This is a genomic window from Arthrobacter pascens (genome assembly GCF_030815585.1).
Lineage (GTDB): Bacteria > Actinomycetota > Actinomycetes > Actinomycetales > Micrococcaceae > Arthrobacter > Arthrobacter pascens_A.
On record NZ_JAUSWY010000001.1, the window covers coordinates 3,391,033 to 3,417,791 of the forward strand.

21 protein-coding genes and 1 pseudogene are annotated in these 26,759 nt (G+C 63.9%); 17 read left to right on the top strand and 5 right to left on the bottom strand.

The window, feature by feature from the left end; all coding sequences use genetic code 11:
* Window positions 1-107 precede the first annotated feature (107 nt).
* Window positions 108-2,456 carry a beta-glucosidase gene (locus QFZ30_RS15680; RefSeq protein ID WP_307077751.1) on the top strand — a complete coding sequence of 783 codons (2,349 nt, stop codon included), beginning with the start codon at window positions 108-110 and terminating at the stop codon, window positions 2,454-2,456.
* A 43-nt stretch (window positions 2,457-2,499) separates the two neighbouring features.
* Here QFZ30_RS15680 and QFZ30_RS15685 read toward each other — a convergent pair whose 3' ends face one another.
* A complete protein-coding gene (locus QFZ30_RS15685) occupies window positions 2,500-4,029 on the bottom strand; it encodes an FAD-dependent oxidoreductase (protein WP_307077753.1) in 1,530 nt (509 codons plus the stop codon).
* A 125-nt stretch (window positions 4,030-4,154) separates the two neighbouring features.
* Window positions 4,155-4,628 carry a DUF4383 domain-containing protein gene (locus QFZ30_RS15690; RefSeq protein ID WP_307077754.1) on the bottom strand — a complete coding sequence of 158 codons (474 nt, stop codon included), beginning with the start codon at window positions 4,626-4,628 and terminating at the stop codon, window positions 4,155-4,157.
* A gap of 337 nt (window positions 4,629-4,965) precedes the next feature.
* On the opposite strand from QFZ30_RS15690, the gene QFZ30_RS15695 reads away from it, so the two are divergent.
* Entirely contained in the window at window positions 4,966-5,460 is a 495-nt protein-coding gene (locus tag QFZ30_RS15695) for a hypothetical protein (protein ID WP_307077756.1), read from the top strand.
* 7 nt (window positions 5,461-5,467) lie between these two features.
* On the opposite strand, the gene QFZ30_RS15700 is transcribed toward QFZ30_RS15695, so the two are convergent.
* Window positions 5,468-6,964 carry an APC family permease gene (locus QFZ30_RS15700; RefSeq protein WP_307077758.1) on the bottom strand — a complete coding sequence of 499 codons (1,497 nt, stop codon included), beginning with the start codon at window positions 6,962-6,964 and terminating at the stop codon, window positions 5,468-5,470.
* A gap of 603 nt (window positions 6,965-7,567) precedes the next feature.
* Here QFZ30_RS15700 and adhP point away from each other — a divergent pair.
* The 5 genes and pseudogenes from adhP to QFZ30_RS15725 all read left to right on the top strand — a co-directional run bounded on the left by adhP (window position 7,568) and on the right by QFZ30_RS15725 (window position 15,147).
* Window positions 7,568-8,590, top strand: a complete 1,023-nt coding sequence (gene adhP, locus QFZ30_RS15705; RefSeq protein WP_307073653.1) for an alcohol dehydrogenase AdhP — start codon at window positions 7,568-7,570, stop codon at window positions 8,588-8,590.
* A gap of 267 nt (window positions 8,591-8,857) precedes the next feature.
* A complete protein-coding gene (gene aceA / locus QFZ30_RS15710; protein WP_307077760.1) occupies window positions 8,858-10,174 on the top strand; it encodes an isocitrate lyase in 1,317 nt (438 codons plus the stop codon).
* Between the two features lie 91 nt (window positions 10,175-10,265).
* Window positions 10,266-11,907, top strand: a pseudogene (gene aceB / locus QFZ30_RS15715) (malate synthase A).
* Window positions 11,908-12,115: 208 nt separating this feature from the next.
* Window positions 12,116-14,128, top strand: a complete 2,013-nt coding sequence (gene acs, locus QFZ30_RS15720; protein WP_307077761.1) for an acetate--CoA ligase — start codon at window positions 12,116-12,118, stop codon at window positions 14,126-14,128.
* A 536-nt stretch (window positions 14,129-14,664) separates the two neighbouring features.
* The gene (locus QFZ30_RS15725; RefSeq protein ID WP_307077763.1) at window positions 14,665-15,147 is read left to right on the top strand and encodes a universal stress protein; all 483 of its coding nucleotides are present in this window, start codon (window positions 14,665-14,667) and stop codon (window positions 15,145-15,147) included.
* A gap of 61 nt (window positions 15,148-15,208) precedes the next feature.
* Here QFZ30_RS15725 and QFZ30_RS15730 read toward each other — a convergent pair whose 3' ends face one another.
* The gene (locus QFZ30_RS15730) at window positions 15,209-15,589 is read right to left on the bottom strand and encodes a DUF485 domain-containing protein (RefSeq protein WP_307077765.1); all 381 of its coding nucleotides are present in this window, start codon (window positions 15,587-15,589) and stop codon (window positions 15,209-15,211) included.
* Between the two features lie 426 nt (window positions 15,590-16,015).
* The gene (locus QFZ30_RS15735) at window positions 16,016-16,531 is read right to left on the bottom strand and encodes a GNAT family N-acetyltransferase (RefSeq protein ID WP_307077766.1); all 516 of its coding nucleotides are present in this window, start codon (window positions 16,529-16,531) and stop codon (window positions 16,016-16,018) included.
* A gap of 264 nt (window positions 16,532-16,795) precedes the next feature.
* On the opposite strand from QFZ30_RS15735, the gene QFZ30_RS15740 reads away from it, so the two are divergent.
* The 10 genes from QFZ30_RS15740 (at window position 16,796) to QFZ30_RS15785 (ending at window position 26,742) form a co-directional block, all read left to right on the top strand.
* Window positions 16,796-17,746, top strand: coding sequence for a glycoside hydrolase family 32 protein (locus QFZ30_RS15740; RefSeq protein ID WP_307077769.1), 951 nt, complete (start codon window positions 16,796-16,798; stop codon window positions 17,744-17,746).
* 203 nt (window positions 17,747-17,949) lie between these two features.
* The gene (locus tag QFZ30_RS15745; protein ID WP_307077771.1) at window positions 17,950-18,954 is read left to right on the top strand and encodes a LacI family DNA-binding transcriptional regulator; all 1,005 of its coding nucleotides are present in this window, start codon (window positions 17,950-17,952) and stop codon (window positions 18,952-18,954) included.
* 166 nt (window positions 18,955-19,120) lie between these two features.
* Complete coding sequence (locus tag QFZ30_RS15750) at window positions 19,121-20,116, top strand: LacI family DNA-binding transcriptional regulator (protein ID WP_307077773.1); 996 nt, start codon at window positions 19,121-19,123, stop codon at window positions 20,114-20,116.
* Between the two features lie 79 nt (window positions 20,117-20,195).
* Complete coding sequence (locus tag QFZ30_RS15755; protein ID WP_307077776.1) at window positions 20,196-21,500, top strand: ABC transporter substrate-binding protein; 1,305 nt, start codon at window positions 20,196-20,198, stop codon at window positions 21,498-21,500.
* A complete protein-coding gene (locus QFZ30_RS15760; RefSeq protein ID WP_307077777.1) occupies window positions 21,497-22,453 on the top strand; it encodes a carbohydrate ABC transporter permease in 957 nt (318 codons plus the stop codon). The genes QFZ30_RS15755 and QFZ30_RS15760 overlap by 4 nt, the downstream gene beginning before the upstream one ends.
* The gene (locus QFZ30_RS15765; RefSeq protein ID WP_307077779.1) at window positions 22,446-23,351 is read left to right on the top strand and encodes a carbohydrate ABC transporter permease; all 906 of its coding nucleotides are present in this window, start codon (window positions 22,446-22,448) and stop codon (window positions 23,349-23,351) included. The genes QFZ30_RS15760 and QFZ30_RS15765 overlap by 8 nt, the downstream gene beginning before the upstream one ends.
* Window positions 23,352-23,378: 27 nt before the next feature.
* A complete protein-coding gene (locus QFZ30_RS15770) occupies window positions 23,379-24,743 on the top strand; it encodes a glycoside hydrolase family 172 protein (RefSeq protein ID WP_307077781.1) in 1,365 nt (454 codons plus the stop codon).
* Between the two features lie 31 nt (window positions 24,744-24,774).
* Window positions 24,775-26,127, top strand: a complete 1,353-nt coding sequence (locus QFZ30_RS15775) for a glycoside hydrolase family 32 protein (protein WP_307077783.1) — start codon at window positions 24,775-24,777, stop codon at window positions 26,125-26,127.
* Window positions 26,081-26,461 carry a PfkB family carbohydrate kinase gene (locus QFZ30_RS15780; protein ID WP_307077784.1) on the top strand — a complete coding sequence of 127 codons (381 nt, stop codon included), beginning with the start codon at window positions 26,081-26,083 and terminating at the stop codon, window positions 26,459-26,461. The genes QFZ30_RS15775 and QFZ30_RS15780 overlap by 47 nt, the downstream gene beginning before the upstream one ends.
* Window positions 26,458-26,742: a hypothetical protein gene (locus tag QFZ30_RS15785; protein ID WP_307077786.1), complete on the top strand. Its 285-nt coding sequence runs from the start codon at window positions 26,458-26,460 to the stop codon at window positions 26,740-26,742. Before QFZ30_RS15780 ends, QFZ30_RS15785 begins: the two co-directional genes overlap by 4 nt.
* The last annotated feature ends 17 nt before the right edge of the window (window positions 26,743-26,759 follow it).

Genomic DNA, 26,759 nt, shown 5'->3' on the forward strand with positions numbered 1-26,759 from the left:
CAACCGTAGGAAGCATATGTACTGCAAGTCAAGGATTCTTGGTCTAGAAACTAAACGGAATTTTCTGATAGTTTCTAGGAAATGGTTTACAACCCAAGGAGACGCCCGTGAGCAGCGGAGCAGCCGAAACCCAAGCAGTCCAGCGCCCCGCCGGGTACGACGCCGTCGAACGGCTTGTCAGGGAAATGACCCTTGAAGAAAAGCTCGCCCAGCTGGTAGGCGTCTGGGTGAACGCCTCCATTGAGGGCGATTCAGTGGCGCCGCTGCAAAGCCAACTGGCCGGTGATAACCGCTCCTGGAGCGAAGTCATTGCAGACGGCCTGGGGCAGATCACCCGCATGTACGGGACCACTCCCCTAGAACCCGCGGCAGGGGCAGGCGCCCTGGCAGCGGCCCAGCGGGAGATCATGGCCGCGTCCCGGTTCGGCATTCCCGCGCAGGTCCACGAGGAGTGCCTGGCAGGCCTGGCCGCCTGGAAAGCCACCGCCTTCCCCGTTCCGCTGGCCTGGGGCGCCACGTTCAACCCTCCGCTGGTCCGGGAAATGGCGGGGCGGATCGGCGCCAGCATGCGCGGTCTGGGAGTGCACCAGGGCCTGGCCCCCGTGCTGGACGTGGTCCGGGACCTCCGCTGGGGCCGGGTCGAAGAGACCATCGGCGAGGACCCCTACCTCGTGGGCACGGTGGCCACGGCCTATGTGCAGGGGCTCGAGGAAGCCGGAGTCGTGGCAACCCTCAAGCACTTTGTGGGGTACTCCGCTTCCCGCGCGGGCCGCAACCACGCCCCTGTCTCCATGGGTCCGCGGGAGCTCGCGGACGTGATGCTTCCGCCGTTCGAGATGGCCATCAAGCACGGCGGGGCACGTTCGGTCATGCACGCCTATACCGACGTCGACGGCGTGCCGGCGGCCGCCAACCGCGCCCTCCTCACCACCCTGCTCAGGGAAGATTGGGGTTTCGAGGGCACCGTGGTGGCCGACTACTTCGGCGTCTCCTTCCTGCAGCTGATGCACGGGGTGGCGGAGGACGGCGGCCACGCCGCCGCACTGGCACTCGAGGCAGGAGTCGACGTCGAACTTCCCACCGTGAACTGCTTCGGCAAACCCCTGCTCCACCGGATCAGGGACGGGAGACTTTCGGAAGATCTTATTGACCGCGCTTTGCGCAGGGTGCTGACCCAGAAGTTCGAGGCGGGCCTGCTGGACGCCGGTTTCGATCCGGACCCCCCTTTTCTTTCGGCTGAGGCCATCGACCTGGACCCCGCCGAAAACCGTCAATTGGCGCGTGAGCTCGCTGTGCAGTCGCTGGTGCTGCTCACCAACCGCCAGTTCGACGGCACGCCCGCGCTTCCGCTGAGTGGCGCTTCACGTCTCGGCGTAGTGGGTCCGTTGTCCTCGGACCCGTTCGCCATGCTGGGCTGCTATTCCTTTGACGCGCACGTGGGGGCCGCGCATCCGGAAGTTCCCCTGGGCGTCAGGATCCCCACCGTTGAGGCCGTGGCCGCGGAACGGTTCGCGGACGTGCGGAGCGCCGTCACCGGCACCTGCGAGGCGAGCACCGACGGGCAGATCTCCGAGGCCTGCGCCATCGCCGCGGAAGTGGAGACCTGCGTGATTGTGGTGGGCGACAACGCGGGCCTGTTCGGCCGGGGCACGTCCGGCGAGGGCAACGACGCGGCAGACCTCCGCCTGCCCGGCGATCAGCACGAGTTGCTGGACCGCGTCCTGGCCGCAGCCGCGGAAGCCGGTACCCGTGCCATCGTTGTGATCCTCAGTGGACGCCCGTATGCGCTTGGTGAGTTCGCTGACCGGGCCCACGCGATCATCCAGGGATTCTTTCCCGGTGAGGAAGGCGCGGAAGCGCTCTGGGACCTGCTGCTGGGGATGTCCAATTTCTCCGGCAAGCTCCCCGTCTCCCTCCCCCGCTCCCCCGGCGGGCAGCCCGGCACCTACCTGCACAGCAGGCTGGCGGGCAAGACCGAGGTGAGCGCCCAGGACCCCACACCGCTGTTCGGCTTCGGCCACGGCGGGTCCTACACAACCTTCGACTTCTCGGACCACCGGTGCAGCGCCCCCACCATGTCGACGTCGGACGCCGTCACTTTGAGCTGCACGGTCACCAACACCGGCGCCGTAGACGGCGCCGAAGTGGTGCAGCTGTATTTGACCGACCCGGCAGGTGAAGTGGTCCGCCCTGTCCGCGAACTCATCGGCTACGCCCGGGTGGAACTGGCCGCGGGTGCCTCCGCCACTGTGGTGTTCACCGTGCATGCGGACCGCACGTCCTTCACCGGACTGGGGCTGGAGCGCATTGTGGCGCCCGGGCTGGTCAAGCTGCACCTGGCGACGTCGAGCATTGACGATGTGCACACGCACGAAGTGATCCTGCACGGACCGCGGCGCGTGGTGGGCTTCGAGCGCGAAATGCTGACCGCGGTGACAGTCACTCCCCTGGCGTAGCCGATCAGCAGCCAGCCTTTCACCGGAGGGCAGCGGCGGGCGGTCAGGGCTGCGGTGCGGGTGGGAGGTTTTTGCTGGCGGGTCCCTGGATGACCGTGCCGTCGGTAGCGTATCTGGAGCCGTGGCAGGGGCAATCCCAAGTGACATCGGCGGAATTGAAACCGACCGTGCAGCCCAGGTGCGTGCAGACGGCGGAGACGGCGTGGACCTGACCGTCGTCGTCTTTGTAGACGGCGGTGCTCTTTCCTCCGGCCTTGATGACTGCGCCCTCCCCTGGGGCCAGGGCCGCGGGGCTGGGTGGGCCGCTGAGCTTGCCGGCCAGGACGGCTGACATGGTTTTGAGGTTCTCCCTTATGAACCGTCCCGCGCTGGCTACCGGGGTGAGCCGGTTGCTGTTGAACACCGAGGCCCAGCGGTTCTCCCTGCCAGTGAGGGTGTCAGTGAGAATGAGGGCGGCGGCGGTTCCGTTGGTCAGGCCCCATTTGCGCAGCCCGGTGATCACGTACACGTGCTTGGAGGTAGGGGACATGAGTCCGACGTACGGCAGCCCGTCGAGCGGGATGCCGTCCTGGGTGGACCAGCGGTAAGCGATCTCGCCGACGCCGAGGCGGTCGTGGGCGAAGGCGGCGAGTCTGCGGTACCGCCCGGCTGTATCGCCGCTCTCGGACATTCGATGACCTTCGCCGCCGGACAGCACGTAACTGCTGCCACCGCCGCTCACGGTCAGAATGGATCGCATCGGCTCGTCTGCGCTGATGAACGTGGCGTCCATCGGCGGGGTGTCCACCCGGCCGGCGACGATGTAGGAGCGGTGCGGATGAGACCGCAGGTAGAACAGGCCCTGGCCGCCGAATGGCACATTCGTGGCGACGATGATGTCGCGGGCCCGGACCGTGCCGCGCTCGGTGTCGACCACGCCCGGGGAGCCATCGCGGACTCGCTGCGCCCGCGTCCCCTCAAAGACGAAGCTGCCCTCACCGTTGACCGCACGGGCGAGACCCTGGACGTACTTGAGAGCATGGATTTGCCCCTGGCCGTCGAACCGGACAGCACCCTTTACCGGGAAGGGCAGCGGCACCTCGGTGGTGAAGGCAGCAGGAAGGCCGAGCCGCGCGGTAAGGGCGGCTTCTGCGCGGACACGTTCGAGCGCGTCATCGGATTCGGCGTAGGTGTAGTTGGCGACGCGGCGGAAGTCGCAGTCGATGCCCTCCTGGGCCACAATCTGCGCGACGTGTTCGATCGCGTCCTGGTTTGCCTGCCCGTACGTGCGGGCGTTGTTATTGCCGTGGTTGCGTGCAAGTCCGGTGTATGTGAGCCGGTGCAGGGAGGTGACCTTGCCGGTGGTGTGGCCGGTGACGCCGGTTCCGACGCGGGCTGCCTCGATGACCGCGACAGTGTGACCCGCGCGTTTGAGCCCCAACGCGGCGGTCAGCCCGGCGATACCGCCGCCGATGACTGCCACGTCGACATCTATATCGCCGTCCAGGACGGGAAAATCTGTGGACCCGGCGGTGGCGACCCAGAGGGAGACCGGTTCGCCTTCCGGCCGTTCACTGTTCGATGCGGCATTCACTGCGTCACTTCCGGATCCCAGGTAATACTCGGCCAGCGTCGTATGATGACGTCGACCGTCCCCAGAGGAGATTTCCTGCTCCGGGGACGGCCGTCGTCGTGGTTTTGAACGAACGGTGGGAAGCGCTACATGCCGCTTCCGTTCATCTTCTTCGCCATGGCATCCCTGCCGAGCCAGAGGCCCAAACCGACCATGCCGACGCCGAGGACCAGGTGCAGCCAGTTGTCGGCAGAGTTGAACGGGACAAAGTTGGCGCCCGTGTTCATGTCAATGACCAGGCCGTAGATCCACAGAAGCAGGTACACCACGCCGCCGCCAAGCAAGAACCAGCGGGCCATCGAGTCTGTCCGGGCCATCGCAATGCCGGCCGCGCCAAACAGCAAATGGACGATGTTGTGCAGCACTGACACTTGGAAGACACCAAGCAGCATGGCCCCGGACTCAGGTCCGGCAAAGGTCATGGCGCCGTAATCGGTGGTGATTCCCGGGATGAACCCGAGGACTCCAACCAGCAGGAAAACCGCGCCAATACCCAAGGCTGTGTTGTGAAGAGTCAACCCCATCATGTGGTGTTGGGCGGGGTGTGAAGCGGTAGTCATTTTGGTCTCACTTTCACGCTGGTCGCCAGCCCTTCGGATGGAGGACCGGCCTCGCGGCAAGGAGTCCCAGACATCCTGCCGATGCCAAAATCCTACTCCTGAAAACCCCGCTTGAGCAGGGAAAACAGCGCAATCCATAGCACCACGCCCGGGGGTGATCGGGAAGGATACTCCCGGGTTCGTATCAAGGATTGTCAGTGGCTGCGATTGCTTTTTGTTCCTGCCGGCAAGCCTTGTGTTGATGGCCCTGAAAAGGGGTAGGTACTTAGGCGAGAGGCAGCTCACTTCCCGGTGGGAATGTCGATCGCGGCCAGCCAACGTCGGCGGGAGGTGACCGGTGAAAGCACAGGATTTGGCCCGGCGGCGAGTCCATGCGGCCTGGGTGGCGGGCCCGCTGGCTGTCGCGCTCGGTGCCTCCGCGCATCTGGTGGCCGGCGAAGCCGTTCCGGGTCCCTGGGTTCTCTTGGCACTGACGGCTTTGTTGAGCATGGGCGCGTCCATGCTCGCCCACCTGAATGTCCCGGTGTGGGTGCTGTTTCTGGTGTCGGGCGTCGTCCAGCAGCTCCTGCACCTGTCCTTTGCCGGTTTCTCCGGAGACGGGTGGGGCGGTTCGTCCGGGCACACACATGAGTCGTATGTGTGGCAACAGCCGCAGCCGGCGCAGGCCTTGGGTGGCCATCACGACATTGAATTGATGCTGGACGCGCACGTCGCTGCGGCGCTGTTGACGGTGCTGATCATCACCCAATCAGGCGCCGTCGCGACGAAAACTGCCCTTGCCATGAAAGGCCTGCGCGCGGGGATTGCCCTCAAGCACTCAAAGGCGCGCTGACCCAGAGTCACCCGCCACGTGGAGGCGGCGGGACCTGATCGTCCTTGCCGATGTTCTGGGTGCCGACCGGTTCGCCCGGGCCGGTGTTGGATTTCCTCGTGATCAGCCACGTGATGAACCAAAGCACAATGCCGATGGCCATCAGCCCGCCAGCCACCTGGTACTGGATCGGGTTCCGGCCCACCCACGGGCCGGCGAGGAAGGCGCACAGCAGGGCGGCCAGCAGCGGCAGCTGCCCCGGTGACGTGAAGAAAACCTTGCGGTCAGGGTCCCTCTTGCGCCGAAGCACCAAGCAGGCCACGTTCACTACGGTGAACACGCAAAGCAGCAGGAACGCCGTCGTGCCTGAAAGGTTGGCGACGATATTGCTTTCCGGATCGCTGCTGACGTACCAGATGAGTCCCAGCGCGAGGACGGTGGAGAACAGGATGCCTGCCCATGGCGTCCGGCGGACCGGCAGCACCTTTCCCAGCGGGCGCGGAAGGACGTCCTGGCGGGCCATGCCGTAGATCAGGCGGCTGGCCATCAGCATGTTGATCAACGCGGTGTTGGCCACGGCGAACACCGCCAAGAACGGGAAGATCCTGTCGATCGGGAAGTCCGGCGACCCCTTGTGCACCACCTCGAGGAGCGCGGCACCCTCGGCCTCGCGGATGTCCTCAAGTTCGGTGGGTGAAAGCACGCTGACCACGGAAACAGCCACCAGCATGTAGAGGAGCACAGCTATGCCGAGGCCGGTCAGCATGGTGCGCGGGAAGATCTTCTCGGGTTCTTTGGTCTCCTCGACCATGTTCACCGAGTCCTCGAAGCCCACCATCGCAAAGAACGCGATGGACGTGGCCGCGGTGACGGCCAGGAAAAGTCCCTTGTCCTGGTAGTCATTGAAGACGAAGATCTCTCCTGCGTTCCCGGTCCCCTGCGTCAGCACGAAGAAGCCGACGCCGATCACGATGCACAGCGCGATCATCTCCACCAGGGTGAGCACCACGTTGAACTTCACGCTCTCGCCGACGCCGCGCAGGTTGATGACTGCGAGTAGCAGCATAAAGCCCATCGCCACCAGGGTGATCACCTCCCGCCCGGGCACTGCCATCCAGCCGTTGATCTCCATGCCGCCGAAGAAGTTCTGTGCCAGTACATTCGCGGAGGTGGAGGCGCTGGTGATGCCGGAGCAGACGACGGCGAACGCGACGAGGAAGGTGACGAAGTGGATCCCGAATGCCTTGTGCGTGTAGAGCGCCGCGCCCGCTGCCTGCGGGTATTGGGTGACCAGCTCCAGGTAGGAGAAGGCGGTCAAGGTCGCGACGACGAAGGCGAGCAGGAAGGGCAGCCAGACGATGCCACCGACTTGTCCGGCCATTGTCCCCGTCACCGCATAGACGCCGGCGCCGAGGATGTCACCGACGATGAAGAGGAGCAGGAGCTTGGGCCCCAGGACCCGCTTGAGCTTGGGTTCGTCGCTTTCGGGAGTTACGTCGAAGACTTTGTCAGACGTTGTGCTCATGGTGGACCTCCACAGCGAATATGCGGCTACCCAAGGACCCGGGGCCGGGCTTCCGACCTCGATGTGACCTACTTCACTGTGAACCTTACGGGCCGCTTTTGGCAACACCAAGGCGCAGACTCCTGAAGTAGTCAGGCACTAGACCGACGGGCATGTCAGCTCTGTGGGGAGCGCGGATCGAGCGTGCCTTCACTGCCGCCGCGTTCGCCCAAGAGGGCTGCGGTGGTCGCTGACATCGAGCGTCTGGAATCCGAACTTGGAACACGCCAGCGTAAGTGAGCTGACTCACAGGGCTGCAACCTGACTGCAACCCTGCCGCGCCTAAGCTGAGGCAACGGCCATCGTCCCGCTCATCGCGGGAGCTGGCGACAATCTTCTTCGCATGGCAAACCACGGCATGGCGCCGCTCACGTCCCAAGCCCGCGGCACGGAACAGTGGCGGGCTATCCACGCCCGACGCATCTGGGCCACCATCAGGAGGCCAGGCAATACCTTGTGGCCAGCAGCCACTCGGAAGACAAGCCGGCTTCTTCCGGCCCGTCTCCCAAATTTCATACCCCGCACTATTTGCTCCACGCACAAACGACGCAAGGAATATCGACAATGACGACGACAATGCAAGCAGCAGTAGTAACCGAATTCGGCAAGGATCTCCAGATCCAGACCCTCCCCGTCCCCACTCCGGGCCGTGGGGAGGCCCTGGTGAAGGTCATCACCACCGGCGTCTGCCACACCGACCTCCACGCGGCTGAGGGTGACTGGCCGGTCAAGCCGTCACCGCCGTTCATCCCCGGCCATGAAGGCGTGGGCGAAGTGGTTGCCCTTGGCGAAGGTGTCACGGACCTTGCTGTCGGAGATCTCGTGGGCAATGCCTGGCTCTGGTCCGCCTGCGGCGACTGCCAGTACTGCCGGACCGGTTGGGAAACGTTGTGCGAAGCGCAGCAGAACGCCGGGTACAGCGTTGACGGCTCCTTCGGCGAGTACATGCTGGTGAACACCCGCTTCGCCGCCCGTATCCCGGCCGGCTCGGACCCGGTGGAAATCGCCCCGGTGCTTTGTGCAGGCGTGACCGTCTACAAGGGCCTGAAGATGACCGAGGCCAGGCCAGGGCAGTGGGTCACCATTTCCGGCATCGGCGGCCTGGGGCACATTGCCGTCCAGTACGCCGTGGCCATGGGCCTGCGCGTGGCCGCCGTGGATATCGCCGACGACAAGCTTGCCCTGGCGAAGGCACACGGCGCCGAACTGACCGTCAATGCCTTGCACGAGGATCCCGTGGAAGTTATCCAGCGCGAAACCGGAGGTTGCCATGGAGTCCTGGTCACCGCAGTGCACCCGTCAGCTTTCGGCCAGGCGATCGGGATGGCACGCCGCGGCGGCACGATCGTTTTCAACGGCCTGCCGCCGGGTGACTTCCCGGCTCCGATCTTCGAGATTGTGCTCAAGGGCCTGACGGTCCGCGGCTCCATCGTGGGGACCCGGCAGGACCTTGAGGAAGCTATTGAGTTCTACGCGGAGGGCAAGATCCACCCCACCGTGTCCACCCGGGAACTCTCCGAGGTCAACGCAGTCCTTGACGAAATGAAGCACGCCAAGATCGACGGCCGCGTCGTCATCAAGTACTGATCAATCTCACACGCCAGCGGCGGCGGTCCCGGACACGCCTTCGGAGACCGCCGCCGCAGGGCATTGATTGGCTCAGCAAAGAAACGAATAATTCAAAGTACTAACGGGAGTTAGGTCGTGGGCGGGTGCGCCGTCCACGGCGTCTCGCTGGCGGGGGCCACGAATGACGTCCTGCGGCTGCGAGGCCGTGCAACACCGCACCGGTCCGGCCCGACCTGCAGCAAACGCAGGACGGGCCGGCCTCCGGGCACAACCAAGGAGACAAAGATGACTGCAGCATTTGAGCCCACCCAGCCGACGCCCGAAGAACAGGCAACCGCCCTGGAGCAGGAGTGGGCCGCCAACCCGCGCTGGGAAGGTGTGACCCGGGACTACAAGGCAACGGATGTGGTCCGCCTCCGCGGCCGCGTCTCCGAAGAGCACACCCTGGCCCGCCGCGGCTCCGAGAAGCTGTGGAAGCAGCTCACCGAAGAGCACAAGACCGGCGGCTACACCAACGCGCTGGGCGCCCTGACCGGGAACCAGGCCGTGCAGCAGGTCAAGGCCGGCCTGCGTGCCATCTACCTTTCCGGCTGGCAGGTGGCAGCGGACGCCAACAACTCCGGCCACACCTACCCGGACCAGTCGCTCTACCCGGCCAACTCGGTTCCCACGGTGGTCCGGCGCATCAACAACGCCCTGCTCCGGGCTGACCAGATCGAGTTCTCCGAAGGCATCCAGACGGTTGAGGACTGGATGGTGCCGATCGTTGCCGACGCCGAGGCCGGCTTCGGCGGGCCGCTGAACGCCTACGAGCTCATGAAATCCATGATCCAGGCCGGCGCGTCAGGCGTGCACTGGGAAGACCAGCTCGCCTCGGAGAAGAAGTGCGGCCACCTCGGCGGCAAGGTCCTGATCCCCAGCCAGCAGCACGTCCGCACCCTGAACGCCGCCCGCCTTGCCGCCGACGTTGCCGGCACCCCGTCCGTGGTCATCGCCCGCACCGACGCCGAAGCGGCCACCCTGATCACCTCCGACGTGGACGAGCGCGACCAGGAATTCATCACCGGTGAGAGGACTGCCGAGGGCTTCTACAAGGTCCGCAACGGCATCGAACCCTGCATCGCCCGCGCCAAGGCCTACGCACCGTACTCGGACCTCATCTGGATGGAGACCGGCACCCCGGACCTCGAGCTTGCCCGCAAGTTCGCCGAGGCCGTCAAAGCCGACTTCCCAGACCAGATGCTCTCCTACAACTGCTCACCGTCGTTCAACTGGCGCAAGCACCTGGACGATGCCACCATCGCCAAGTTCCAGCGTGAACTCGGCGCCATGGGCTTCACCTTCCAGTTCATCACCCTGGCCGGCTTCCACGCCCTGAACTACTCGATGTTCGATCTCGCCCACGGCTACGCCCGTGAAGGCATGAGCGCGTACGTCGAACTCCAGGACAAGGAATTCGCCTCCGAGTCCCGCGGCTACACCGCGACAAAGCACCAGCGCGAAGTCGGCACCGGCTACTTCGACGACATCGCCACTGCGCTCAACCCGAACGCATCCACGCTGGCCCTGAACGGTTCCACCGAAGCAGATCAGTTCCACTAATTTCCCCAAGTAAGTAGCAGTAAGTGTCGTTTTGGAGGCTCAAAACGACACTTACTGCTACCCAGATGGGCCATGCACGAGGAGAAGTCCGATGAACAGCTTTACTGACAACGTCACTATCAACGGCATTACTTTGACTGCCCAGCCCATCCAGCGGCAGGGCGAGGTCCTCACTCCGGATGCCCTCGAGTTCGTGGGCCGGCTGCACAATGCAACGGCGCCCCGCCTTCACGAGCTGATGCAGGCCCGCCGTGACCGGCGCACCGAGATCCGTCAGGGCAAGGACCCGCGTTTCCTCCCCGAGACCGCTGACATCCGCAACGATCCGGAGTGGCGGGTCGCTCCCCCGGCTCCGGGCCTGGAAGACCGCCGCGTGGAAATCACCGGACCGGTGGATCAGAAGATGACCATCAACGCCCTGAACTCCGGCGCCAAGGTGTGGCTCGCGGACATGGAAGACTCCTCCACCCCCACCTGGCGGAACGTCATCAAGGGCCAGCTGAACCTCACCGACGCACTGGAACGCCGGATCGACTTCACCAGCCCCGAAGGCAAGGAATACAAGCTCCGCCCCACCGCGGAACTGCCCACCATCGTGGTCCGTCCCCGTGGCTGGCACCTGCCCGAAAAGCACATGCTCATCGACGGCACCCCGGTCGCCGGTGGCATCGTGGACTTCGGCCTGTTCTTCTTCCACAACGCCCGCCGCCTGATCGCCCAGGGCAAGGGCCCGTACTTCTACCTGCCCAAGATCGAGAACCACCTCGAAGCCCGCCTGTGGAATGACATCTTCATCCTGGCCCAGGACCTGCTCGGCATCCCGCAGGGCACCATCCGCGCCACCGTGCTGATCGAAACCATCACCGCGGCCTTCGAAATGGAGGAGATCCTCTACGAACTCCGAGACCACGCCTCAGGCCTGAACGCCGGCCGATGGGACTACATCTTCTCCCTCATCAAGAACTTCCGCACCCGCGGCCCCCGGTTCGTCCTGCCGGACCGCGCCCAGGTCACCATGACCCAGCCGTTCATGCGCGCCTACACCGAACAACTGGTCCGTGCCTGCCACAAACGCGGCGCCATGGCCATCGGCGGAATGGCCGCCGCCGTCCCCAACCGCAAGGACGAAGCAGCCAACACCAACGCCTTCGAGAAAGTCCGTGCGGACAAGACCCGCGAGGCCAATGACGGCTTCGACGGTTCCTGGGTGGCCCACCCGGACCTGGTTCCGGTCTGCCGCGAGGTCTTGGACGACATCCTGGGCGAGCGTCCCAACCAGCTGGACCGCAGCCGCGAAAGACGTCACCCCCGATGATCGCGCCCTGATCAACGTGGCCGCCACCGAAGGGACCATCACCGAAACGGGCATCCGGAACAACATCGAAGTGGGCATCCGCTACATCGAATCCTGGCTCCGCGGCAACGGTGCGGTCGCCATCCACAACCTCATGGAGGACGCCGCCACCGCGGAAATCTCCCGCTCCCAGCTGTGGCAATGGATCTACGCCCGCGCCATCACCGACCGCGGCGAGATCATCACCCGCCGCTGGGTCGAGGACATGCTCGATGAGGAATTCGCCAAACTCGAACGCTTCGAAGGGGACCGCTTCGCCGACGCACGGGACATCTTCGAAGAAGTCACCCTCGACCCTGCCTTCCCCGCCTTCCTGACGGTTCCCGCCTACGCCCGCTTCCTCGACGGATCCAGCGAACCGGAAATCCTGGCCGGCTGAAACTTCCGTCCGCCGGTCGGCGACGCCTTCGCAACAGGCACCCCGAGAGACGGGCCGCGGCCCGGCGTGCGGAAACTCAGCTTCATCGCCCACGCCCCCGCATGGATTTGTGTGGGGCGGGTCCGCCGGATCCGGACCACCCTTCTTTTGTGGATAAAGAGCACATTTCCAACGCAGCACATAGCAGAGAAAGCAAAGAGGTTTACCAATGTCCAACGCCCCGACATCATCCGACCAGGCACAGCAGGGCGACGCCTTTGAAAACCTGCTCCGTGAGAACCGCCAGTTCGCGCCGTCGGCGGAATTCGCCGCCGACGCCGTTGCCACCGCAGCCGACTACACGGAGGCCGACGCCGACCGCCCCGCCTTCTGGGCCCGGCAGGCCCGCGAACTGCTGACCTGGAACAAAGACTTCACCCAGCCCCTGGATTGGTCCAACCCGCCGTTCGCCAAGTGGTTCGTCGGAGGCGAGGTCAACGCTGCCTACAACGCACTTGACCGCCACGTCGAGAACGGCCTTGGGGACCGCGTCGCGATCTACTTCGAGGGCGAACCGGGAGACACCCGCACGTACACGTACGCGCAGCTCACCGACGAGGTGAAGAAGGCCGCTAACGCCTTTGAATCCCTCGGCGTTTCCAAGGGTGACAGGGTAGCCGTCTACCTGCCCATGATCCCGGAGGCAGTCATCACGCTCCTGGCGTGCGCCCGGATCGGTGCCGTCCATTCCGTGGTGTTCGGCGGTTTCTCCGCGGACGCCCTCCGGTCGCGGATTGAAGATGCCGAGGCCAAACTGGTGGTCACAGCCGACGGCACCTACCGGCGCGGCAAGCCCAGCGCCCTCAAGCCCGCCGTGGATGAAGCATTGTCCCGGGACGGCCACAGCGTGCAAAACGTTGTGGTGGTCAAGCGCAACGGCCAGGACGTGGACTGGCACGAAGGCCGGGACCACTGGTGGGCCGACACCGTCGAGGCCGCCTCCACCGGTCACACAGCCGTGGGCCATGACTCCGAGCACCCGCTGTTCATCCTCTACACCTCCGGAACCACGGGCAAGCCCAAGGGCATCCTGCACACCACCGGCGGCTACCTCACACAGACCGCGTACACCCACAAGGCAGTCTTCGACCTGCACCCTGAGACAGACGTCTACTGGTGCACGGCCGACGTCGGATGGGTCACCGGCCATTCCTACGTCGCCTACGCCCCGCTCATCAACGGCGCCACCCAGGTCATGTACGAAGGTACCCCCGACGCCCCGCACCAGGGCCGCTGGTGGGAGATCGTTGAAAAGTACAAGGTCTCCATCCTCTACACCGCGCCCACGGCCATCCGCACGTTCATGAAGTGGGGCCGGGACATCCCGGACAAGTACGATCTCTCCTCGATCCGGGTGCTGGGTTCGGTGGGCGAATCCATCAACCCCGAGGCCTGGATGTGGTACCGGGACGTCATCGGCGCCAATGCCGGCAAGAACGGCGAGAAGAAGGACCACCCCGCCCCCATTGTCGACACCTGGTGGCAGACCGAAACGGGCGCGCAGATGATCGCCCCGCTCCCGGGAGTCACCGCCACCAAACCAGGCTCCGCGCAGGTCCCCCTGCCAGGCATCGCCGTGGACGTCGTGGATGAACAGGGCGAATCCGTGCCCAACGGCCACGGCGGGTTCCTGGTGATCCGCGAACCGTGGCCCGCCATGCTCCGCGGCATCTGGGGCGACCCCGAACGGTTCAAAGACACCTACTGGTCCCGCTTCGAAACCATGTACTTCGCCGGGGACGGGGCCAAGAAGGACGAGGACGGGGACATCTGGCTCCTGGGCCGCGTGGACGACGTCATGAACATATCCGGCCACCGGCTCTCCACCACCGAAATCGAATCCGCACTCGTATCCCACCCCGCCGTGGCCGAGGCCGCCGTGGTGGGCGCCGCGGACGAGACCACCGGCCAGGCCGTCGTCGCGTTTGTCATCCTGCGCGGGAACGCCGTGGACTCCGGCGACGCCATCGTCCAGGAACTCCGCAACCACGTGGGAAAGGAAATCGGCCCCATCGCCAAACCCAAAACCATCCTCGTGGTCCCGGAACTCCCCAAAACCCGTTCCGGCAAAATCATACGCCGCCTCCTCAAGGACGTGGCCGAGGGCCGCGAAGTGGGCGACGCCACCACCCTGGCAGACAACACCGTCATGGCCCAGATCGCCCAATCACTGAAAAAATAGCCCCACTCAACGCTCAAAAACTCGTAGCTGAAGCCAGCCGCCCGGGCACGGACGGACTCCTCACCCACGCACAACGCCAGCAGGAATTGAACCTCGCCCTACTTAGGACGTACACAGAATGATTAACAGACACGTTGCAATCCCAGGGATGCGCCGCACGGATGAATGGGAATCCCTGGTAGGAAGGGTGGTGGACGTTCATCTCGACAATGACCTTCACCGACGGGGCATGGTCGAAGATGTCATGCCCGACTCATCCGGTCTCTGGATAGCAGCTCAAGGCTCTTGCTCCCGCGAATTTGTCGATAAGGCGAGCGGTTACACGGTATGGACGGACCCGTGGACACTGCTTTAGCCCATGCGGCTACTTCGGTGGTTGGACCTAAATAGCATCAGATTCCGGGACAGTCCCGAGAAACTTCCGTAGGCAGTTCCGTTCGCCTGCGGGTGCGCATATGCTCGGCCCACAGCTACCGCTAAGGGGAGTTGCAAACTAGAGGAACAACCACGGGATTCACCTTCGAAGGAGAATGATCATGGATTCGGAAGCCAAGGTTCTTGTCGGCGTGGACGGTTCGGACTCGTCCATCCAAGCGCTCCGTCTGGGGGCGCAGTTGGCGCCCGCCCTGAACGCCACCATTATCGCTATTGCCTGTTGGGATTTTCCGGAGATTTACGCCGGATACGTTCCACCGGATTTCGCCCGGTTTGAAGCGGCTGCATCGAAGACTCTTGCGGACGCCTTGGAAAAGGCGTTCGGTGAGGAGACTCCGGAAAGGCTGAACTCGCAACTGGTCCGCGGACCGGCTGCGGCGAAGCTCGTGGAAGCGGCTGCCGGCGCTTCACTGCTGGTGGTTGGACGACGGGGCCACGGGGGATTCCTTGGCATGCACCTCGGCTCCGTGAGCTCTGCGTGCGTTGCCCACGCGGACTGCCCCGTCCTGGTTCTGCATGCCGAAAGCAGCCACCGCGCCCATCATCTATGGAAGGGCTCCAAGGCGAAAGGACAGACCCTCTGAAAAGCCGGGATTCCGCCTCTCAAGCCGCAGGACACGGCTTCTCACAGGAACCGGGTCCCTCTTATTTCGCCGCGCCGTCCACGCGGTTGCCGGATTGGTCGAACTCGTGGCCTTCGATTTCGTGGCGGATTTCGGCGGCGATGGGGTCCAGTTTCCGGTTGGAGTAGCTGACATACCAGCCCGTAATGGCGAAGGTGGAAACAAATTGAAGAAGGCCCATGATGAGCCCGATGTTGATGTTTCCCCAGACCTTAATGGACATGAATCCGGCGGCATAGTCAGCCAGCAAGACGTAGGCAAAATACCAGAGCAGGAAGGCAATGGCCATGGGAAAGACAAAGCTGCGGTGACGTTTGCGAAGTTCCTGGAACCGCTTGGTCGACTGGACTTGCTTAAAATCCACGGACGCCGCTGCGTCCGGAGTTTCGGCTTCGTTACCCATCGTTCCTCCTCATTGAGACTTACAGTCCACACCGGCTGAACAGACGTCCGGCCAATGTGACTGCTCTCACTGTGGCGCGTGGCGGCCGCCGTCCCATTGTCTCCCATAGCCCCGATTTAGTCTCGCCCTACTGCGACATCCAGCCGAATTGAGACGCACAGAAAAGGAATTATCTCGGAAATCACGCGCCCTTTGCAGCAGAGCGGCACAGAGCGGGAGTTCGCTATCCGTGGATTAGCCCCGCTGTCTGGTGACTCGATCTGTGCATAACCAGCGTTGGAGGTCTGCCATGAGGGCCACCGGTGCAAACTGTCGGCCGCACCACGTGAACGTTCGGTCGAGTATCACTCGTCCATGGTCGCAGGGTGCTGTGAGTTCTAAGAATGTTCGGCCTACGGAGCTCTTGGTGGCAGCACAGGCAGCCGGTTAGCCCCCAGGTGTAGGGAGCATGGCGGGACGTACCATTCGAATCTCGGGCAATTCGTGCCAGTCAGGTGGAAGCAGCTTGCGTGCGCCGTCAGGGCGGAAACCGCTCTTACGATAGAAAGCCCTCGCCCGGGGATTGTCCTCGAGCACCCAGAGGTAGGCTGCTGAGTCTCCTATGGCGGCCTTCAACAGTGCCGTCCCGAGCCCTGTGCCGTAGGTGCTCCTGAGTGAGTAGATGGAATAGAGCTCCAGTGTTTTCGGCCGGTCCTCATCGCGCCCCGGACCGGCGTCGGCCAATCCAACAATTTCGTTGTTCCCATCCAAGGCGATGATCCGGGGGTCTGTGCTGTCCAGATAGGGCCGGCGTCTTTGGACCCTTTCGGGAATGCTTGCACGGCGGGCCTTGAAAAACTCCGGGGGCAACACGTGCGCGTAGCACTCCTCGTGGGCCAAGGTGTGCATACGGACGACGGCATCAGCATCCTCAGCACTGGCCTGCCGGATCTGATAACGCATCTTCTCAGCCTAACGTCACTGACCTGGGGCGGGGTTGCGAGTCGCTTAGGTCGTGGGAGCCTCGGCAAGCGACAGACTGTTTCCGTCCGGATCAAGAACGACGACGTGGCGCACGCCGTTGCCATACGTTTCCACCGGCCGGCTCCAACTCCGGCGACCTCAACTGGAAAAACTGGGACGTGTCGCAGTACTTCGGCCAAATTGCCCGGATCCGGATAGTGGACAACGCCACCGGCCCCTGGGGACACCCTGACCCTGGACAACATGGTCCTGGGCTCGGTCCCTGCGAAACCCCGCAGCACTGAAACAACCGTAAACCTGATCGTCAACGGCCAAACCGTGCGGACGGCCACGGGAACGGACAGTGAACATCTGGACTGGACCGCCTGGGACGTCAAGGAATTCCGGGGCAGCCAGGCCACCATCAAACTGGTGGACAACAACCGCAATGGATGGGGACACCTCCTGGCCGACGAGTTCGTCCTCTCGGACACGGAAGCACTGCCACGCATGGAGGAGCATGACTGGCTGGACTCGGGCAAGGACTACTACGCCACCGTGTCCTTCAACAACACCCCCGACGGCAAGCGCGTGATGCTCGGCTGGATGAACAACTGGGACTACGGCCAGGCCACTCCCACTACAACCTGGCGGGGAACGATGGCGCTGCCGCGGGAAGTTGTGCTCACCCAGATGCCGAAGGGACCGCGGCTCCGCCAGAAGGCAGTGACGCAAACGGACACCCTGAAAAACACCGCCGCCACCTACACCGCGCCGGCGCAGGACATCCAGCCCGGCACGGTCAACCTTCCCATCTCCGGGGATGTGGTGCAGATCGATGCCGAGTTCTCCCCCGGCACGGCATCCTCCTTCGGCCTGAAAGTCCTGGGCAACGGCACGGAAGCAACGCGGATCGGATATATGCCGTCAACCCGTCGTGCCTTCATCGACAGAACCAACTCAGGCAACGAGGGCTTCCATCCGGCCTTCGCCTCGGTGGACGATGCTCCCGTGCAGCTTGCCAACGGCAGGCTCCGCCTACGGATCTACGTGGACCGGGCATCCGTGGAAGTCTTTGCCCAAGACGGGCTGGCGACTCTGACGGACCAGGTCTTTCCCGCCGCCGGTGCCCAGTCCATCTCACTGTTCTCGGAAGGGGGAACCGCCCGGGTGGAGAGTCTCAGTGTCACTCCGTTGAACAAGGCCATGTGGTGACGCGGAAACTGCAGCGGGGGATCCGAAAACATAGCGACCACTAACCCTTGGGTCCCGTTCTTCCTGACTGCGTTTCCCGAACGCCGTCTTCCGGACTCCCGGCAGGAAGAACGGGGCCCTTCGCCTTCGGTTGCCTGCCCGTCTGTAAACTGGCGGAGGCTACGCGAAACGTTCGCGTAAACGATTCACCGAGGGCGGCAACGATGACGACGATGGTAAAAGTGGCACAGCTTGCCGGCGTTTCAATCTCCACTGTTTCCTACGTCCTGAACGGAACCAGGCATGTAAGTGATGAGACACGGCAGCGGGTACTGAAGGCCATCGAGGAAACCTCATACCGGCAGGACGCACTGGCCCGCGCCATGCGGCGCTCAAGGACGGACAGCATCGGTCTCATTGTCTCCGACGGTGGGGAGCCGGCCTTCGCCGAGATGATCCGCGGCGTGGAAGAGACCGCTGCCAGCCAGGGCATCACCCTGCTACTGGCCAATTCCGCTGAAGACCCGAAACGTGAGGCGCGCGCAGTCGAAGCCCTCCTTGGACGCAGGGTCGACGGCCTCATCCTGGCACGTGCGGCGGGCTCCGGTCCTGAGGCCCTCTCCGAATTCGCCAATTCCAATACGCCCCTGGTGCTGATGGACAGGCTTTCCGCTGACCCGTACGACCAGGTGGGAGTTGAAAACCGCGAGCCCACTATGGAGCTTGTGGAACACCTGGTGGCGCAGGGCCACGAACGGATTTTGCTGATCGCCGGGGACACCAGGGTTGCCACCCTGCAGGAACGGCACGATGCCTTCGCCGAAGCCATGGCCGCGGCCGGCATCGCGCCATCGGACCAGCTAACAGTCATAGCTTTCGAACCTGCAGAAACTGACGCCGGCATCGAGGCAGCGCTGTCCGCAGCCGAGCCTCCTACCGCCGTGATCGCCTGCAGCACCGTCTTAGCTGCAGCCGCACTGCGGCGCATCCAGCAGCGCGGGCTCCGGATGCCGGAGGACATTGCCTTCGCCACCTTCGACGGCTTTGCCTACGCCGACCTGTTCGAGCCCCAGCTCACCACCGTCCGTCAGCCTGCATTCCAGGTAGGCGCCACAGCGGCCGAACTGCTAAGCAAGAGGATCGCCGACAAATCAGGCAAACCCTCGGTAGTCCGCCTGGCCCCCACAATCGAATACCGGGCCTCCACCGCCCCGCGGCCGGCCACCTAAGACCTCAGCACCCCAGGCCTTCCCCCTGCCACACGGCCCACGGCCCACGGCCCACGGCCAGGAAAGCCGGAAAAAACCAACATTTCTTCTGTGACCTGTTGCACATCGAAACGTTTCTCTCTACTATCGAAACGTTCGCGCAATCGTTTCGCTAGAAGGAGTCACAGTGGCAACCATCGTCGATGTCGCATCCCTTGCCGGCGTTTCGACCTCCACTGTGTCGCACGTCCTCAACGACACGAGGCATGTCGAGCCGGAGACCAGGGAGCGCGTCATGAGTGCTGTGCGGACTACCGGTTACCGACGGGACGTGCTGGCCCGTTCCATGCGCCGCGCCAGGACTGACTCCATTGGCCTTGTTGTTTCGGATGCCGGGGAGCCGGCGTTCGCGGACATGGTGCACGGCGTGGAAGAAGCCGCGGCCCAAAACGGCCTGTCCCTGCTGCTGGCCAACTCGGCGGAAGATACTGCCAGGGAGCGCGCGGCCGTCGAGGCACTCCTGGACCGCCGCGTGGATGGCCTGATCATTGCACGGGCGGCCGGTTCCAGCGACGGACTGCTGGCGAGAATCCGTGAGGACAAGAAGCCGCTGGTCCTGTTGGACCGGCTCGCGGACCTGGACGTGGACCAGGTGGGGGTCAATAACCAGTCCGCCATGGCAGCACTGGTTGAACATCTCGCCACCCGCGGCCACCAGCGGATCCTGCTGATCTCCGGGGATTTGCGGGTTTCATCACTCCGTGAGCGCTACGACGGTTTCCACGCCGCCATGTTGGATCGGGGCTTGGAGGTGCCGGCCAGCCTGCTGTGTGAAGGCACGGTAACTGCGGCATCGACGTTCGACCGTGTCCGGACACTTCTCACCACATCCAAGGATCGTCCCACGGCGATCCTGGCTTGCAGCACGCTGCTAGCCGCCGGCGCTCTGGGGGCCATACAGCATGAAGGCCTGCAGGTGCCGGGCACCATGGCGTTTGCCACGTTTGACGGGTTCACCTACTCGGACCTGTTCGAACCCCAGATCACCACCGTCCGGCAACCGGCGTTCCGGCTGGGTGAGAGCGCCGTGGGTATGCTCCTGCGGCGTATCGAAAACCCCAATGTTCCCACGGAGATCCTCCGGCTCGAATCTGAAATCGAATTCCGCCGCTCCACCGAATAAGAGCCCCACAAACAGCTACACACAACCCCATCGCATCCCATCAGGCCCCCTCCAGGCGCCGCATGCAAAGGAGCATCACATGAGAAAAACAGTCCGCACCTCCATCGCCACGGCGGCAGCCGCGGCCCTCCTGGCGCTCACCGCCTGCGGGAGCGCCACGGAGTCCGCCGGGCCCGCAGCGGACGGGCCGTATGCGGCCCCCGCCAAGGACATCACCGCCACCATCTCCATCTCGAACTGGGGCGATCCGGGAGACAAAGCCGTGTACGACGGTGTCGCCGACCGCTTCAAGGAGAAGTACCCGAACGTGACGGTGAACAACAACTTCACCCCCATCACCACCTGGACCGAATACGTCAACAAGCTGGTGACGCAGGCCGCGGCGGGTCAGGCTCCCGACGTCATCAACATCGCCACCGAAGGCGTGGAGCTGGGCCTGGCCAACGAGCTGTTTTTGCCCTTGGACGGCTTCCTTGAGAACGACCCCGAAGCCAAGGCCCTGCGCGAGGACATCGATCCCAAGCTGCTCGCGGGATTCGGCAAGGACGGCTCCACGTACCTGATGCCCAACACCTTCAACACCATGGTGATCTATTACAACACCAAGATGTTCGAGGCCGCCGGCATCGAACGGCCTAGCGATGACTGGACATGGGACGACTTCCTGGAGATCTCCAAGAAACTGACCACCGGTTCCGGCGCTGACAAAGTTTACGGGTTCGCCATGCCGTACTACTCCTTCGGCATCACCCCGTGGCTCTACTCCAACGGCACTTCCATGATGAGTGAGGACCTCAAAACAGCCCAGTTGACCGATCCGAAGGTCCAGGAGACCGTGGAATGGGTGCGGGACCTGGCAACAAAGCATGGTGTGGCTCCGCAGCCTAAGGGCTCCGACCCGTACCAGCTGTTCCCCGCCGGCAAGGCAGCGATGACCGGGGCCGGGCACTTCGTCACCGGCGGATTCGCCAAGGCCGGCTTCTCCGATTACGACATCCTCCCTTGGCCGAAGGGAACCACCAAGTCCACCGTTTTCGGCGCCGGAGCGTTCGCCATCTCCAAGGCGTCCAAGAACCAGGAACTGTCCTGGGAGTTCATCAAGATGCTCACCGACCAGCAGACCCAGAAGAAATGGGCCGACGCCGGCTCCGCCGTTCCGTCCACCAAGACTGCCGCTTCATCACCGGAGTTCCTCTCCTCCCCCGAACACGCCGAAGAGTTCTACAACTCCCTGTCCTACGCCAAGCCGGTAGCGGCCCCCGGCGCCTACAACGTGCTGGATCCGGCGTTCATGCGGGCCATGGACGAGATCATGTCCGGCCAAGACATCGGTTCCTCCCTGGAAAAGGCCCAAAAGGATGTTGAGGAGGCGTTGCAGCAGTGACCCTGACAGCCCCCAAAACCCAGCTGCCGCCCGCGCCCCCGTCGGGGCGCGGGGGCCGCCCCGGGCGGCTCACCGCCACCCGTCGGCGGGAAGCCCTCACCGGGTACCTCTTCACCGCTCCCACCATCATCGGCTTCCTGGTTTTCGTCCTCGGCCCGCTGGTCGCCGCGATCTACTTGAGCCTGACCAAGTACAACATCCTGACAGCCCCCAAGTTCGTGGGGTTCGACAACTACGCCCGCATGTTCCGGGACGAACGGCTCGCCACCACCTACGGCAACACCGTCCTGTACGTCGGGGCGGCGGTCGTCCTCATCAACGGCTTTGCGCTCTTGTTTGCTGTGCTGATCAACCAGCGGCTCCCCAGGGCCTTGACCTATGTGTTCCGCTCCGCGTACTTCTTCCCGTACCTGGTGGCCCTGGTGTACGTCTCCATCATCTGGCAGGCACTCTTCCAGAAGGACACGGGCATCCTGAATTACTACATCACTGCCTTGGGCGGGGAACGGATCGACTGGCTCAACAGCTCGGAATTCTCCAAGGTCTCGGTGATCATCGTCGACACCTGGCGGAACGTGGGGTTCGCCATGCTGATCTTCGTGGCCGCTTTGCAGGAAGTCCCGAAGGACATGGTTGAAGCCGCCCGCATGGACGGAGCCAACGAATGGCAGGTCTTCCGCCGCATCACCCTTCCGATGATCAGCCAGGCAACGTTCTTCAACATCACCATCACCATCATCGGCGCGTTCCAGATCTACGAATCGATCATCGTCCTCACCAGGGGCGGCCCGGGCGACGCCAGCCGCAGCGTGGTGATGTACATCGCCGAAGTGGCCTTCAACAAGTTCGATATGGGCTACGCCTCAGCCATCGCGGTCACACTGTTCCTCATCATCATGCTGGTGACCATGGTGCAGTTCCGCCTTAGGAAGTCATGGGTGAACAATGAGTAACACCACAGTCCTTCCGTCCCGGCCAGGTGCCGGAACACCAGGTAAAGAAAAAGACGTACCACGACGGCGGCCCGGCCCCACGGTCGGGAAGTACATTTCCGTCGGGCTGCTGGTCCTGGGCGCCATCGGAATGATCGCCCCGTTCCTGTGGATGTTCACCACCTCGCTCCGGGACGCCAGCCAGGCGTACGACCTGCCGCCGCAGTGGCTGCCCACGGAGTTGGACTGGTCCAACTACGCCGACGCGGTCAGCGGACCCGTGCCGATCCTCAAGAACATGTTCAACAGCGCGGTGATCGCCATCGCCGTCAGCATCGGCATGATCATCACAGCACCGATGGCCGGCTACGCGTTCGCGAAGCTGGAATTCCCCGGCCGAAACTCAATCTTTGTGGGCCTGTTGTCCTCGCTGATGGTGCCGGCCCAGGTGACCATCATTCCGTTGTTCCTGCTGATGCGGGCCTTCGGCCTGCTGGACAACCCCCTCAGCCTGATCCTGCCCGGCATCACCGGAGCCCTGGGCGTGTTCCTGCTGCGGCAGTTCTTCCTGGGGCTGCCGCAGGAAATCATCGACGCCGCCCGGATGGACGGTGCGACCGCCTGGCAGACCTACCGGCTGATCGCGCTGCCGCTGGCCAAGAACGCCGTGAGCACCCTGGGTGTAATTACGTTCCTGGGCAGCTGGAACGCCTATTTTGCCCCGTCGATCTTCCTTAACAGCACGGACACCGCCACCCTGCCGCTGGGGCTGGTCCTCATGCTCGGCCCGTACGGTGCCGGCAACGTGGCCCAGGTGATGGCAGCAACCACCATCGCCATCGCACCGGCCCTCATCGTCTTCCTGGTGGCCCAGCGGTGGATCATCGCCAGCCTCACCCAATCAGCTGTCAAGGGCTGAACAACTTTCCTGAAAGGTACAACCACCATGGCAACATCGCCCCGCTCAGGCCTGCTCTCAAGCCTGACCAAGCTCTCCACCGCACGCACGGCCCGCGCCTCCAGCTGGGACCAGACCGGCCGGAACCGCGACAACTGGATCGTGATGCCCGGCGAGGAACGGGTCTTGGCGGACATCGAGGGCCCGGGCTCCATCACGCACATCTGGATGACCCAGTCCTGTCGGATCCAGCCGGGCCCCGGCCAGATCTCCCCGGAGTTGGTGGGCGTGCCGATGCTGGAAATCCACAACGCCCTCGGCGTCAGCTGGGAAGTGGTGGACCCGGACTATTACCGCAAGATCGTCATCAGGATGTACTGGGATGATCAGGAAACCCCCAGCGTCATTGCGCCACTGGGTGACTTCTTCGGCCTGCTGAATTCCCTGTCCGGCTCCTACGATTCCCTGCCGCTCTCCGTCTCCGCCAAGGAAGGGGAACTGAACACCTTCGGCGGCAGTGCGGCGTTCAACAGCTACTTCGAGATGCCCTTCAACTCAAGGGCACGCATCACCGTTGAAAACCAGAACGACATCCCGTACCTGCAGTACTTCTACATCGACTACGAGCTCTACACCGAGCCACTGCCGGAGGACACGGCCTACTTCCACGCCCACTGGCGCCGGCAGAAGCCCAACGCCGGATGGGGCCCGGACCTGCAGACCAACAGCATCGAGGTGGCCATCCCCAACCTCTCCGGCGAGGACAACTACGTGGTCCTCGAGACCGAGGGCCAGGGCCACTATGTGGGCTGCAACCTGGCCGTGCGCCACTTCCAAGGGTCATGGTGGGGCGAAGGTGACGACATGATCTTCATCGACGACGACACCTGGCCGCCCAGCCTGCACGGCACCGGCATGGAGGACTACTTTGGCCACGCCTGGGGCATGCAGCACAACGCCTTCCTGATGAACGGCACCATGGTCCACGAAGAAAACGTGCCGGGCTTCCACCACAGCTACCGCTTCCACATGACCGATCCCATCAGGTTCCAGAAACGCATCAAGGTCACCTTCGAACACGGCCACGCCAACCACCTCTCCGATGACTGGTCCTCCACCGCCTACTGGTACCAGACGCTCCCCTCCCCCGTGCTGGAGATCGCCGCCGTGGAGGAGCGCCTGCCGCTGCGGCCCCGCGACCAGGTGGAGGAGCGGCCCTTGCCGGAACTGACGCCGGCCCAGCAGACCGCCCGCGACGCCTCCGCCGAACGGATGAAGCAGTTCACCGAAACGCGGGACGCCGTCCGCAACGAACGCAGGGCAGAAATTGACGACTGGGAGAAGGCCAACGCCGATCAGGCCCGGGAGGTCCGGCAGCGGTTCCTGGCCGCAAACAGCGTCCCCGTCCAGTAATTCCACCAGCAGACAGCACCGAAGGATCAGCATGAACGCGCACGAAACCCGCCCCGCCTTCCACTTCACAGCCGCTGAGGGTTGGATCAACGATCCCCTCGGCGTGACCTGGAAGGACGGCCAGTACCACCTCTTCTACCAGTACGTTCCGGGCCGCACCACGTGGGCCTCCAACTGCCACTGGGGTCATGCCACGTCCCCCGACATGATTGCCTGGACGGAACAGTCCGTCGCCGTCGCACCCGGTGAAGGTGACGATGGCATCTGGTCGGGTTCCATAGCCACCGGCCCCGATGGCGGCGCGACGATGTTCTACACCTCGGTCACCGAACCCGACATCGGCATTGGGACAGTCAGGACCGCCACACCCGACGACGCCTCCTGGAACTCGTGGACCAAAGGCGCGAAACTGATGACTGCTCCCGATGCCGGCGTGCTGGCCTACCGGGACCCGTTCGTCTTCCGCGACGGCGGACAGTGGCGCATGTTCGTCGGCGCCGGGCTGGAGGGCGGCACCGCAGCCGCGGTTTCCTACAGCTCCCCGGACCTGTCGCAGTGGACTCTGGATGGCATCGCCGCGCAACGCTCCGGCACGGAGATGGATCCGGTCTGGACCGGGACGATGTGGGAATGCCCCCAGCTCATTGAGATTGACGGTTCCCACGTCCTGGTCACCTCCATCTGGGAAGACGACGTTCTGCACTACGTGGCCTACGGCGTAGGAAGCTACTCCGATGGTCAGTTCATCGCCCGCTCGTGGGGCCAGCTCACCTACGGCAAGAGCTATTACGCCCCTTCCTTCTTCCGGGACAGGGACGGCGCGCAGTCGTTGATTTTCTGGGTCCGCGGCGTTATCAGCCCTGAAGGGCAGTGGGCCAGCGCGCTGAGCATCCCGCACACGCTGACGCTCGACGGCGATACTCTGGCGGCCGCACCCCACGCCGACCTCGCAACGTACTCCCGGCCGGGCTCCCTGGAGCAGGTCAGCGCTACGGTTTTTGAGACAGTGCTCGACGGCGGTGCCGACCTCCGGTGCGCCGTCACCGCCGGGACGGTCATCAGCCTCGCCACCCTGAAGGGGCCACTGGCCACCTTCCGGCATGACGGGGGCGGTATCCGGGTGACGGTGGCCGGGAACGCCGACTTCGCCGACGCGTTCCTACCGGCCGACGAGGGCTCCGAGCTGCGGGCCATCATCGACGCCGGGGTGTTGGAACTCTCCGGCCATCAGGGCATCATGGCAGTCCCAGTGCCCATTGTGGACTCGCCCGTGACGCTGACGGTGGCTAACGCCGTCTCCACGCCCCTGCTCAACATAGTTTCGAAGCTGATAGTGAATGGCGTGGGAACCACACGTCAGGCCGCACTGTCAGGACAGCCGTGACCACCACTTCTGGCTCCCAGCGGCCCAACCCGTTGTCGTCGGGGAATCCCTGACCGACATCATCACGACGTCAGCCGGACCTGTGGAATTCGCCGGCGGGTCAGGCCCCAACGTGGCCTACGGCCTTGGGCGGCTGAGTGTGAACACAGGCCTGCTGACAGTGCTGGGCGCGGACCGGAGGGCCGAAGCCATCCGGCAGCATCTGGATTCAGCTGCAGTGCAGCTTCTACGGGGTGCCACCCGCCTGAGACGCACCTCCACGGCAACGGCTTCGCTGGACAGCAAAGGTTCGGCTGCATATGCCTTGGCATCGAGTGGACGCTGCCGCAGGTGAGTCCCACCTTCATTCCCAAAGTCCTGCATACCGGATCCCTGGCCACCTTTCTTGAACCCGGGGCCACGCACTTCCGGTCTGTGATGAAGTTCTTCTACGGCAGGTGCGTCATCACGTACGACCCCAATATCCGGTCGCACATCATCGGAGACCATGCCCAGGCACACCAGACCTTCGAGGCCACGGCGCGCCTGGCCAATGTGGTGAAGCTGAGCGATGAGGACGCTACCTGGCTCTACCCGGGACTCGGAACAGCTGAGATTGCGCGCCGCATCCTGTAGCTCGGGGTGCAAGTAGT

What these genes read in the sequence shown, in the direction of transcription:
- QFZ30_RS15690 (WP_307077754.1), bottom strand. Translation starts at nt 4,628, where the DNA reads ATGACTACCGCTTCACACCCCGCCCAACACCACATGATGGGGTTGACT.
- QFZ30_RS15700 (WP_307077758.1), bottom strand. Translation starts at nt 6,964, where the DNA reads ATGAGCACAACGTCTGACAAAGTCTTCGACGTAACTCCCGAAAGCGAC.
- adhP (WP_307073653.1), top strand. Translation starts at nt 7,568, where the DNA reads ATGACGACGACAATGCAAGCAGCAGTAGTAACCGAATTCGGCAAGGAT.
- aceA (WP_307077760.1), top strand. Translation starts at nt 8,858, where the DNA reads ATGACTGCAGCATTTGAGCCCACCCAGCCGACGCCCGAAGAACAGGCA.
- acs (WP_307077761.1), top strand. Translation starts at nt 12,116, where the DNA reads ATGTCCAACGCCCCGACATCATCCGACCAGGCACAGCAGGGCGACGCC.
- QFZ30_RS15725 (WP_307077763.1), top strand. Translation starts at nt 14,665, where the DNA reads ATGGATTCGGAAGCCAAGGTTCTTGTCGGCGTGGACGGTTCGGACTCG.
- QFZ30_RS15730 (WP_307077765.1), bottom strand. Translation starts at nt 15,589, where the DNA reads ATGGGTAACGAAGCCGAAACTCCGGACGCAGCGGCGTCCGTGGATTTT.
- QFZ30_RS15735 (WP_307077766.1), bottom strand. Translation starts at nt 16,531, where the DNA reads ATGCGTTATCAGATCCGGCAGGCCAGTGCTGAGGATGCTGATGCCGTC.
- QFZ30_RS15740 (WP_307077769.1), top strand. Translation starts at nt 16,796, where the DNA reads ATGGTCCTGGGCTCGGTCCCTGCGAAACCCCGCAGCACTGAAACAACC.
- QFZ30_RS15745 (WP_307077771.1), top strand. Translation starts at nt 17,950, where the DNA reads ATGACGACGATGGTAAAAGTGGCACAGCTTGCCGGCGTTTCAATCTCC.
- QFZ30_RS15755 (WP_307077776.1), top strand. Translation starts at nt 20,196, where the DNA reads ATGAGAAAAACAGTCCGCACCTCCATCGCCACGGCGGCAGCCGCGGCC.
- QFZ30_RS15765 (WP_307077779.1), top strand. Translation starts at nt 22,446, where the DNA reads ATGAGTAACACCACAGTCCTTCCGTCCCGGCCAGGTGCCGGAACACCA.
- QFZ30_RS15770 (WP_307077781.1), top strand. Translation starts at nt 23,379, where the DNA reads ATGGCAACATCGCCCCGCTCAGGCCTGCTCTCAAGCCTGACCAAGCTC.
- QFZ30_RS15775 (WP_307077783.1), top strand. Translation starts at nt 24,775, where the DNA reads ATGAACGCGCACGAAACCCGCCCCGCCTTCCACTTCACAGCCGCTGAG.
- QFZ30_RS15780 (WP_307077784.1), top strand. Translation starts at nt 26,081, where the DNA reads ATGGCGTGGGAACCACACGTCAGGCCGCACTGTCAGGACAGCCGTGAC.